This is a genomic window from Mitsuaria sp. CC2, from assembly GCF_048957715.1.
Lineage (GTDB): Bacteria > Pseudomonadota > Gammaproteobacteria > Burkholderiales > Burkholderiaceae_C > Roseateles.
In genome coordinates this window covers 187,649-197,080 of sequence record NZ_JARVXN010000007.1, presented here as the reverse complement: position 1 = coordinate 197,080, position 9,432 = coordinate 187,649, and the positions used below count along the sequence as shown (strand labels likewise).

The window sequence follows — 9,432 nt, the reverse complement described above, 5'->3', positions numbered from 1 at the left end:
GAGCGCTGGCATCGCAGCGGAGTCTGGCATGCCACGCGCGACGCGCGCGGCGCCATCCACGGCAGGCGCGTGATGCGCCGTTACGCGCGGGCGCTGGCGGCGCTGTGCTCACCACGACATTGCTGATCCAGCGGTTGCAGATCAGAGTGCTTTCAATGAACTGCTCCATGACGCGCTTCGGGAATGACTCAACGCTTACGTGTTGGCGCAGCGACGCGTGTGGCGCGGGCCACCTCGAGCGCGGTGCCGGGTTGAGTGATGCGCCGCATGCGGTCGCCGAGCGCGTCGAGCTGGCGATCGAGTCGATGGTGACGGACCATTCGCGCTCGCGCCTGTTCGCCCATGCGTTGGCGCAAGTCTGGCCGGGTCAGCATCTGGTGCAAGCGCCCAGCCAGGTCTTCAGCGTCGCGCGGCGCGACCAGCCACCCAGTGCCTCCGTGCTCGACGATCTCCGGCACGCCGCCGACGCGGGTCGCTACGACCGGCAATCCGCTGGCCATGCCCTCCATCAAAGCGAGCGGCATCGCCTCAGAGTGCGAACTCGACACCAGCAAGTCCAGATCGTGATAAACAGGCCGGACATCTTCGACAACGCCCAGGACGTGGACATGCGAGTCCAATCCATGCTGTGCGATGGACTCCAGCAACGTCGATTTCATCGGCCCGTCCCCCACCAGCACAAAGTGGGCGTCGGGCAACGACCCACGCAGGAGAGCGACCGCCCGAACGAAGAGATCCGGTGCTTTCTCCGGGGACAGACGACCGACAAACCCCGCGAGCATCGCGTGCGCCGACAGCCCCAGCGAGGTGCGCACGCCCTGCGCTGGCCGCGGCCCCGGCTGGAAGGCGTCGACGTCGACGCCGTTGGGTTCCAGGCTGAGGCGACCGCGTTCCACACCAAGGCCCAGGGCGTGGTAATAGCTCTGCTGGCAGACCAGGCTGAGGAAGCTACCGGTGGCTCGGTGCACCTCGAGGTCCAACAACGCGGCTTGACGCGCATGGATGGTCGTCATCACCGGCACACCAGTGAGCCGACCCGCGAGGCCAGCCAGCAGATGGGCGTTGGGCAGGTGGGCGTGTAGCAGGTCGACACGCTCCGACGCGACCAGGCTCGCGACCAACTGGACCGAGGCCCACGGCGCGTCCTCGGGCATGGCCACAATGACGACCGTCGCCCCCGCCCGACGCAGCCGATCGGCGAATGCGCCCTCGGATGGACACAGCGCGGTGAATCGGAATTCGCCTTCGCGGCCCAGGTAGGCGATCAGCCGCTCCACGCAGCGCTCCATGCCGCCGACGATGTCGTTGCCGACGACTTCCAGCACGTGCAGCGGCGCGTGCGAGTTGAGTACCGGATGCAGCGAGGCGTGACTGTCATCGACGAGCGCGGCGACGGCGTGGGGAGAAGCGATGTCCATGATGGGTCTTGGTCGGTAACGGAGTACCGCGCGGTGGCGCGGCGACGAAACAGAAGAAGGGCGAAGTGGAGTGACGGGCCAGTCAGCAGCACACCGGCCGCCAGAGATCGCCATCGCTCGCTGAGCGGTCAACACCTGCCGAAGCGCGCGACACGAGCGCGGAGAATCCCGCTCGCTGAGCGGCAACGGGCTCGACGCCGGGGAATACAGGAGCGAAAGCGTCGACCTGGATGGGCGTTGCGTCGACGTCGATGCCCAACCAGGCCGCCGCGGTTCCGCTCCAGATCTGATGCCTGTCGTCCCGCGGGAGCGACATCTCGTCCATGAGGTCGGCGACCCACTGCAGGCGCTCGCGCACGTGTGCGCCAGTGCATGGCAGGAAGCAGTCGCTGCCGAACTGCAGCGAGCCCGCCCCGAGCACCGCCAGCATCCGCGACAGCACCTCCAGCCGGTACGGCGCCGGCGGACCGAAGGAGATGTCCAGCCGGAACTGCGCCTGCGCGTGCGGCACGCCGTGGATGCGATCGATCAGCGCGACGGCGAGCGCCTCGTCGGTCCACGGCCAGCCCATGTGGGCCAGAGTGACCCGCGTGCGGGGGTGGTCGCGCAGCGCCTCGAAATAGCTCGGCCGGCAGAAGCGACCCGATCGACCGTCGATGAAGATGCCGCTATGGAACAGCAGTGGCAAGCCCAGTTCATCGGCGACGGCAAAAACGGGTTGCACGCGTGCTTCATACGGATACCAGCCGGTCGGCACCATCTTCGCGCCGCGCAGCCCGAGTTGTTCGATTGCATGCCGCAGGTCCTCCGGCGCGTCCGGGCGGCGCGGATCGACGACGGCTAGACCGATCAGCCGGTCCGGGTGTCCGCGAACCAGTCGCGACAGATGCGCATTGCCGCGTCGCAGCGACGCGGCATCGTCGAGCGAATAGCCGTCGCCGAGAAATGGCGCCAGGAGGACGCCGATGTCCACGCCGGCCTCATCCAGCATACGCAGCACGTCGTCGGCGGTCTCTCGGCCCGTGCAATGCAGATGCGCGTCGATGATCACGATCAGGCGGCTCTCAGCGCAGGTATCGTCGCCGACGTGTCCGCAGGGACGGCAACGGGGAGTTCAGCCAACCAGCCGCGCACGCGATCGGCTGCGACATCCCAGGTTCCCGCCGCCACCGCGGCCGCCGCAGCCCTCTGCCACGTGGCGTGGATCTCGGTCGTCTCGTACAGCACCGCGTCGCAGGCGGCGATGAAACCCGGCGCGTCCCGCCCGATGCGGACCGCCCCGCTGTACAGGCTGATCACATCGCGGATCGCCGTGCTGACGACAGGCTTTCCGCCGGCCAGGTATTCCAGCGTCTTGGTGGGACTGATGAAACGCGTCGACTCGTTGAGCGCGAACGGCATCAGGCACAGATCCCAACCCGCCAGCAGATGAGGCAGCTGGGCGTAGCTCTGCAGGCCAAGCCAATGAAGGTTCGGGGACCGCGGGAGCGATGCCTCGTCGATCTTCACGACTGGACCCACCATGACGATCTGCCAGTCGGGGCGCGCCTGCGCCAGCGCCGCCACCAGTTCGATGTCCATGCGCTCGTCGATCACGCCAAAGTAGCCGAGCCGCGGGCGCGGCGTGCCGCCTTGCAACTCGACAGCACGCATGGCCAACGGGTCGCCGTCGTCGAGCGAAGCCGGGGCGAAGTGGTCGGGATCGACCGCGCTGGGCAGGCAGTGCAGGTTCGGATGCTGGCCGACCCGCGCCTCGTACAACGAAGGCCCCCCGCACAACACCAGATCGGCGCAGGCTATCAGCGCGCTCTCGCGTTGGCGCAGCTGGGCTGGCGCATGGCGGAATGCCGACAGCTCGTCCATGCAGTCGTAGATCACGGCGCGGGGGCGGAGGTTGGCGACCAGGGGCAGCGCCATCGGCGTGTACAGCCACACGAGCGGATCGGCGACGTCGCGCCGCGCGAACTCCCGCGCCAGCAGCGGCAGCAGCACGGCCAGTTGCGCATCGTCGAATCCGGGCGCGTCGACCGGGGTGAACGGCACGAGGACTTCCACCTCGAAGCCCCGGACGCCCTCCCATCTTGCTTCGATGCGCGGCGGCGTGTCCGCCTCGAAGACGGGCTCCTCGATGAAGAGCACACGGCGGTCGGCGCTCAGCCGGGACATCAGATGCTGCGGACGTTGGAAGACGAAGTTCCATCGCAGGTGCGAGAACACGATCAAGGGTGACATGGGGATTCCCGTTGGCGCGCGAGGCGCGGCGCCTGGGTGAGGAACATGGTGCGCACGACGCGGGCCACGAAGGCAAGGCCCCTCCTGGATACCGGCGGGCTGGTCACTGGGACGGGCGTGCGCCGCGGAAGGCTTGTGAATGTGGAGAAGGCAATACCGCGTCCCAGGCGCGGAACGAACCGGATTACCGATTCCATCGGTGTTCTCAGTCATCTCGACCGACGTCGACCTCGTGCTGAACCTGCTCACCGTCGGCGACAGCCAGTACGGCATCGTCTTCCTCGCCCCCCGGGGCGCCATCACCGGCTGGACCGAAGGCGCGCACGTCGTCACCGGATTTACAGGGGCGGAGCGGGTTATTTAGGCATGGTCGGACTGCCCGGAGGCAACAAGCTCACGAAGCCTCTTCTTCCTCGAGCTCGACAAGGAGTTCGGCCTTGCGTGCGCTGAGTTCGTCGCCGAGCGCGTCGAGATCGAGGTCGGACTGCTGCACCTTGGGGAACAGCTCCTTCTCCTCCTCCTTGACGTGGTGAGCGATGTACTCCCCGAGCACCTTGACCTTGGCGTCGAAGAGTTCGTCCGCCGCGGAGCCTTCGGCGATCTGGGCGATCAGCTCCTTGGCGCTGGCGTGTTCGACTTCGGCCTCGTCCAACAGGTCATCGCCTTCATCGTCTTCCAGCGAGTCGCGTGCGGCGGGGTAGAAGATCTCTTCCTCGATGGTCGCGTGGACGGTGAGCTTGGCGCAGATGTCCTGGGCGAGCTGCTCACGCAGATCATCCTCGCCATCCTCGTCGACCAACTTCTGATAGGCCTTGAACAGCGCCTGCACTTCCTTGTGGTCGTCGGTCAGCAACTTGATCGCATCGACCGCGCCGCTGGACTCCCGGTCGTCGCTCGCAGACCTGTCAGAGGATTTGGTCGCCCGCTTGCTCCGCTCCTTGCTCGGCTCCTTGTCGGCGGTCCTCGATTGGGAGGTTTTGGACTGAGCGGCCTTGGCGGTCGACTTGGTGCTGTTGGTCCTGTTGGCGTTGTTGGCGGTGTTGGCGGGCATGGTGTGTCCTTGGCTGGGAAGCCCGACTGGGCTTTCCTGGCGTGAATTGGGAGGTGATGAAGGAAGGAACAAGCGAGGCGCACAGGCCCCGTGGCGTCCGGAAGGTCCGGTGCCCTTGCAGACGCAAGATCGAGGCCGTTTCCCGTCGCCATTTGTGTAAAGACGCCCGCGCTTGGCGTCATGCAGCGTGGCTTCCACCCATGCCTGCGCATCGATCTCAGTGCGTTCCCGGGAGATCGGTAATCGACACCGATACCGAGGAACCGTAGAGAGAACTTACCGAGCCGACACACCTCGATGGGCTGGCCTCATAGGTGAACCGTCGGGGAACAAGGGCCACCGGGAGCAGGGGCGTGGTATGCCACGTCCGGGCATGCAGGCCGTCGGCCTCATCAACAAGCAGGAACCCACGATGAATCGCATCTCGACAACGCTCAGCGCGCTTGCCCTCGCCGCCACGGCGCACGCCGCAGGGGCTCAGAGCGCCCCTACCACCCCCTCTGCGGCCACCACGGCCACCACGGTCAACCGGGCTGACAAAACAGAGCCCGCGCAGCCTCAGGCGGTAGGCGTGTCTCCGCAGGCCGCCAGTGCGGCCCAGCAGAAGGCAATCCCGCGCAGCGATACAGCCACCGTGGTTCGCACCGGACCTTCCGCGACCGACAAGGCCTCGCGCGACAGCCGGCAGACGAGCACGGACGGCACCCGCGCGACGGGCTCTTCAACCCGCACTGATGGAACCCGCACCGATGCCTCCCGCGCGGATAGCTCCCGCACCAAAGCCTCTGGCGCCGGTGCCTCCCGCGCGGCTGCGTCGGGCGCCGCACCCGCGGACGAGCTTGCTCCGCGCGCGGATCGTCATTGATTCCCTCCGATTCCGCATCCCCCATCACCCTCCTCCGCCTGAACAAGGAACTCCCCATGAACACCGTCACCCCAGCTTCCAACGACCGCCTGGTCACCGGCCTTTTCCCCGACCGCGCCAGCGCGGAGTCCGCCTACAGCTCAGCCAGCGAGCGCGGCTACGACCCGAAGGACATCGACCTGGTCATGTCCGACGACACCCGCCAGCGCCACTTCAGCGACAAGAGCGTCGAGACTGAGCTTGGCAACAAGGCCGCCGAGGGCGCGGGCATCGGCGGCGCTATCGGCGGAACGGTCGGCGCAATCGCCGCCGCGATCGCCGCAGTCGGCACGAGCATTGCGCTGCCGGGACTGGGCCTGGTCATCGCCGGGCCGCTCGCCGCGGCCGCCGCGGGTGCGGGCGCCGGCGCGGCAGGTGGCGGCCTGATCGGCGCGCTGATCGGCTGGAACATGCCGGAGGAGCGCGTCAAGCAGTACGAAGAAGGCGTGCGCAACGGCGGGATCCTGATGGGCCTGCGCGCCAAGAACGACGAAGACGCAGAACACTTCGAGCGCAGCTGGACTGCGGCCCAGGGCCAGAACGTGGCGCGGTAATGCGCCGTGACCTTTTCGCGGCACCCGCATGAATGAAGTCGCGAAGCGTCACGGCTGGCTGGTGCTCTATCCGGAGCAATCGACCAACTCCAAGCTGACGCAGATGCTTGAGCAGGCACAGGCCGGCATTGCCGACCACACCAACCTTTTGAAAGCGCTGATCGCCAATCAGGGCGAGGAGGTTTCGAAGGAACACTGCAAGGGGATGGGCACCCGCGCGTCGATAGCGTTGGCGTTCGAGCCGGCTTGCGCGCGGGTTCCCTGCGTCTGCAGGGGGACCCGTCACATCACGTGTATCTCGCCACCGGCCGAACGAATCGAATATCCAACGGCCGCTTGCCTCGTGACCGACATGCAGTGAGGCATGTGCCCGACGCCCGTCGAGGTGGCGAGATCCGCCTGGAGGACTTGCACCTCGACCCCTTGCATGCGGCATTGCGCAGCCGTGGCATCTTGCGGGCGATCTGCCGCGATCAAGAGGTCGTCACCGTGTCGCGCGCATTCGAGGGCGAGTTCTCGCCCGATTCCACTGGAAGCGCCCGTGATCACCGCGAACGGGCGCCGGGAAGTGTCGGTGGCGGTCATGTGAAGTCCTTGTCGAAGCAACAGATGGCAGGCGTCAGGTCTGGAACGGCGTCAGCACCACCTTGCGGCAGTCTTCTTCCTTCTTGTTGAACACTTCGTAGCCACGCGCTGCCTCGGTCAGCGGCATCCGATGGCTGACGATGAGCTCCGGCTTGAGCGCCCCGCTTTCGATGTGCGTCAGCAGCTCGGGCATGAAACGTTGGGCATGCGTCTGACCACTGGCAAAGCTCAGGCCCTTCTCGAAAGCGTCGCCGAAAAGGAACCCGTGGATGAAGCCGGCGTACACGCCCGGCACGCTCACCACGCCGCCTCGACGCGTTGCCGCGATTGCCCAACGCAGCGACGTCCCGCTGGAGCCCTCCAACTTGAGCGTTGCGAGGACCGTCTCCAACGTGCTGCCCTTGGCCTCGAATCCGACAGCGTCGATCGACGCATCGACACCGCGATGATCGGTCTGCTCGATGATCAGTTGGGCCGGGTCGTCGACCTTGTCGAAGTCGATGGGCAGAACGCCGTACAGATCCTTTGCGAATGCGAGTCGGTAGGCATGGTGATCGATCATGAAAATCTTGTCGGCGCCGAGGAGCCGGGCGCTCGCCGCGGCCATCATGCCCACGGGTCCGGCGCCGAAGATGGCGACGCTCGAACCCGGCCCGATCTGGGCGTTGAGCGCTGCTTGATAGCCGGTTGGAAGGATGTCCGAGAGGAAGAGCACCTGTTCGTCGCTCAGCCTCGTATCGGGGATCACCAGCGGCCCGACATTGGCCTTGGGCACGCGTACGTACTGCGCTTGTCCTCCCGGGTATCCGCCGTACAGATGGCTGTAGCCGAAAAGCCCAGCGCCGGAACGCACGTCCTTCTTGTTCAGAATCGCGCCGCGACCCGGATTGGTCGTCTCACAGGCCGCGAACAGTTTTCTTCCGCAGAAGAAGCAGTCTCCGCAGGAGATGGTGAATGGCACCACCACGCGGTCTCCCCGCTTCACGTTCACCACGCCACGGCCCACCTCTTCCACGATGCCCATGAACTCGTGACCAAGAATATCGCCGGACTTCATATCGGGAATCTTGCCGCGGTAGATGTGCAAGTCGGAGCCGCAGATCGCCGTGGCGGTGACACGCAGGAGGATGTCGTCGTCGGCCGCGAGCACCGGATCGGGGACGGTTTCCACGCGAACATCGCGAGCGCCGTGATAGGTCAGTGCGAGCATGAAAGTTCCTTTGTCAATAGATCGTCGGCAGCCTTGAGTAAGGCGGCGACGACCTGGTCCATGTCGTCGTAGCGGTACTGGGCGAGGCGCCCGACGAAGGTCACGCCTCGTGTCCTCTGCGCCATCTCGTCGTAGCGTTTGAAGAGCGCCTCGTTGTCGCGCCGAGGTATGGGGCAAGCAAGGCGCCCTCCCGCGGTGGCGTTCGAGGCGCGACATACCTTTCCTTCACCTCCCCGAGCTGCCGGGCGAAGTCGCCGCTTAAGGCGGCGGGCAGGCAGGACGGGCGTTACCATCGATTCACAGTTGCCCGGGAATCGCCATTGCTCTGGCACCGCCATGTTCGAACTCCAAGTCGCATGGTGGGAGCTCCTCGCGCGAGCCTGTCTGATCTACTTCGCTCTTTTTCTCATGGTCCGACTTTCGGGAAAGCGGACCGTGGGCCAATTCACGCCTTTTGATCTGCTGGTGGTGATGCTTCTGAGTGAGGCCGTCAGCAACGGACTCAGCGGGGGTGAAGAATCGGTCACCGGCGCGTGGATCCTCGCCGCGGCGCTGATCCTGATGAACGGGTTGCTGGGCTTCCTCAGTTCTCGCAGCAAACGGCTGGAGCGCCTTCTGGAGGGCTCTCCGGTGCTGATCGGCAGAGATGGAAAATGGTTTCTCGACGTGATGCAGCGCCACCGCCTCGGCGAAGCCGATGTGCAAAAGGCACTTCGGGAGGCGGACTGCTCACTGGGTGAGCTCAAGCTGGCCATCCTGGAGAGCGATGGCACGATCAGCGTCCTCAAACGCTGATGGTCGCCTTCATCGACCCGGATCGACGGGGTTGATCCGGGCTTTCAGGGCGTCCTTCATCCAGCACAGCGCCTCGTCGCGTCGCCGGACCGTCTCGGCGGCTGTGCAGTCCGCCGGAACACTGACGCGGTAACCGCGGACATAGGCGTCCATGGCAGTGCACTGCACGCAGTAATCGGTAGACAGCCCTACGATGATCAGTTCCTTGGCCTTCAGATCATCGAGCAACATCTCGAGCGGCGTTTGATAGAAGCCGGAATGGCGAGGCTTCAGGACGATCAGATCTTCCCGCGATGGCGCCAGCAGCCGTGCCAACTGTGCCGCCGCCGCACCGGATCGCCGGCACTCTTTGAGCAGGCGCGGCACATCGGACTGCCACTCGCCGAAATTGTCATTGACGTAGATCGACGTCCAACCCTCCTCGCTGAAGCGGCGTTTAAAGCGCGCCGTGGCCCGCGCTGCGGTGACGGCCATTGGCGCGAGCTCCAGCGCCCCGTCAAACCGTAGCGGATTGATGAAGTCGACCAGCAGGAGCACCCTGCGCGACGCCGGCAGCGATGTGCTCGAAGAAGTTTTTCGGGTCAAGGAAGTCTCCGCTGAAGGCTCTCCCCACATGCACGCCGCTGCGGGGTCTTTGCAGTGAATGTGACGCAGACTGACGTGCTGCCTGGAGTCGGACCTAC

General features: G+C 65.7%; 12 protein-coding genes. 4 read left to right on the top strand and 8 right to left on the bottom strand.

What is annotated here, in order from left to right:
* Positions 1–188: 188 nt before the first annotated feature.
* The 3 genes from PV762_RS05210 to PV762_RS05200 form a co-directional block, all read right to left on the bottom strand.
* Positions 189–1,418, bottom strand: coding sequence for a glycosyltransferase (locus tag PV762_RS05210; protein ID WP_421033957.1), 1,230 nt, complete (start codon positions 1,416–1,418; stop codon positions 189–191).
* Positions 1,419–1,500: 82 nt separating this feature from the next.
* Positions 1,501–2,469, bottom strand: coding sequence for an amidohydrolase family protein (locus PV762_RS05205; RefSeq protein WP_421033956.1), 969 nt, complete (start codon positions 2,467–2,469; stop codon positions 1,501–1,503).
* A 2-nt stretch (positions 2,470–2,471) separates the two neighbouring features.
* Positions 2,472–3,650, bottom strand: a complete 1,179-nt coding sequence (locus PV762_RS05200) for a glycosyltransferase (RefSeq protein WP_421033955.1) — start codon at positions 3,648–3,650, stop codon at positions 2,472–2,474.
* Positions 3,651–3,849: 199 nt separating this feature from the next.
* Between PV762_RS05200 and PV762_RS05195 the strand changes: the two genes are divergently transcribed.
* Positions 3,850–4,014, top strand: coding sequence for a hypothetical protein (locus PV762_RS05195; RefSeq protein WP_421033954.1), 165 nt, complete (start codon positions 3,850–3,852; stop codon positions 4,012–4,014).
* A gap of 30 nt (positions 4,015–4,044) precedes the next feature.
* Here the strand turns inward: PV762_RS05195 and PV762_RS05190 are convergent, their stop codons facing one another.
* Positions 4,045–4,899: a hemerythrin domain-containing protein gene (locus PV762_RS05190; protein WP_421033953.1), complete on the bottom strand. Its 855-nt coding sequence runs from the start codon at positions 4,897–4,899 to the stop codon at positions 4,045–4,047.
* A gap of 723 nt (positions 4,900–5,622) precedes the next feature.
* Between PV762_RS05190 and PV762_RS05185 the strand changes: the two genes are divergently transcribed.
* Together PV762_RS05185 and PV762_RS05180 are read left to right on the top strand one after the other, a co-directional pair.
* On the top strand, positions 5,623–6,159 hold the full coding sequence (locus PV762_RS05185) for a hypothetical protein (RefSeq protein ID WP_421033952.1): 537 nt from the start codon (positions 5,623–5,625) through the stop codon (positions 6,157–6,159).
* 28 nt (positions 6,160–6,187) lie between these two features.
* Positions 6,188–6,520 carry a hypothetical protein gene (locus PV762_RS05180; protein ID WP_421033965.1) on the top strand — a complete coding sequence of 111 codons (333 nt, stop codon included), beginning with the start codon at positions 6,188–6,190 and terminating at the stop codon, positions 6,518–6,520.
* Here the strand turns inward: PV762_RS05180 and PV762_RS05175 are convergent.
* The 3 genes from PV762_RS05175 to PV762_RS05165 are packed head-to-tail and all read right to left on the bottom strand — an operon-like array spanning position 6,442 to position 8,247.
* Positions 6,442–6,744 carry an SDR family NAD(P)-dependent oxidoreductase gene (locus tag PV762_RS05175; protein ID WP_421033951.1) on the bottom strand — a complete coding sequence of 101 codons (303 nt, stop codon included), beginning with the start codon at positions 6,742–6,744 and terminating at the stop codon, positions 6,442–6,444. The two genes, PV762_RS05180 and PV762_RS05175, sit on opposite strands and share 79 nt — an antisense overlap.
* Positions 6,745–6,778: 34 nt before the next feature.
* Positions 6,779–7,954, bottom strand: coding sequence for a zinc-dependent alcohol dehydrogenase (locus tag PV762_RS05170; protein ID WP_421033950.1), 1,176 nt, complete (start codon positions 7,952–7,954; stop codon positions 6,779–6,781).
* A complete protein-coding gene (locus tag PV762_RS05165) occupies positions 7,942–8,247 on the bottom strand; it encodes a UDP-galactopyranose mutase (protein WP_421033963.1) in 306 nt (101 codons plus the stop codon). The genes PV762_RS05170 and PV762_RS05165 overlap by 13 nt, the downstream gene beginning before the upstream one ends.
* Positions 8,248–8,290: 43 nt before the next feature.
* On the opposite strand from PV762_RS05165, the gene PV762_RS05160 reads away from it, so the two are divergent.
* On the top strand, positions 8,291–8,749 hold the full coding sequence (locus PV762_RS05160; RefSeq protein WP_421033949.1) for a DUF421 domain-containing protein: 459 nt from the start codon (positions 8,291–8,293) through the stop codon (positions 8,747–8,749).
* Between the two features lie 9 nt (positions 8,750–8,758).
* On the opposite strand, the gene PV762_RS05155 is transcribed toward PV762_RS05160, so the two are convergent.
* Positions 8,759–9,334 (bottom strand): cysteine hydrolase family protein, encoded by a 576-nt coding sequence (locus PV762_RS05155; RefSeq protein ID WP_421033948.1) that lies wholly within the window; start codon positions 9,332–9,334, stop codon positions 8,759–8,761.
* Positions 9,335–9,432 lie beyond the last annotated feature (98 nt).

Bases quoted from the DNA above. Each gene is read 5' to 3' on its own strand.
- PV762_RS05210 (WP_421033957.1), bottom strand. From the start codon at position 1,418: ATGGACATCGCTTCTCCCCACGCCGTCGCCGCGCTCGTCGATGACAGT.
- PV762_RS05200 (WP_421033955.1), bottom strand. From the start codon at position 3,650: ATGTCACCCTTGATCGTGTTCTCGCACCTGCGATGGAACTTCGTCTTC.
- PV762_RS05185 (WP_421033952.1), top strand. From the start codon at position 5,623: ATGAACACCGTCACCCCAGCTTCCAACGACCGCCTGGTCACCGGCCTT.
- PV762_RS05180 (WP_421033965.1), top strand. From the start codon at position 6,188: ATGAATGAAGTCGCGAAGCGTCACGGCTGGCTGGTGCTCTATCCGGAG.
- PV762_RS05175 (WP_421033951.1), bottom strand. From the start codon at position 6,744: ATGACCGCCACCGACACTTCCCGGCGCCCGTTCGCGGTGATCACGGGC.
- PV762_RS05170 (WP_421033950.1), bottom strand. From the start codon at position 7,954: ATGCTCGCACTGACCTATCACGGCGCTCGCGATGTTCGCGTGGAAACC.
- PV762_RS05165 (WP_421033963.1), bottom strand. From the start codon at position 8,247: ATGGTAACGCCCGTCCTGCCTGCCCGCCGCCTTAAGCGGCGACTTCGC.
- PV762_RS05160 (WP_421033949.1), top strand. From the start codon at position 8,291: ATGTTCGAACTCCAAGTCGCATGGTGGGAGCTCCTCGCGCGAGCCTGT.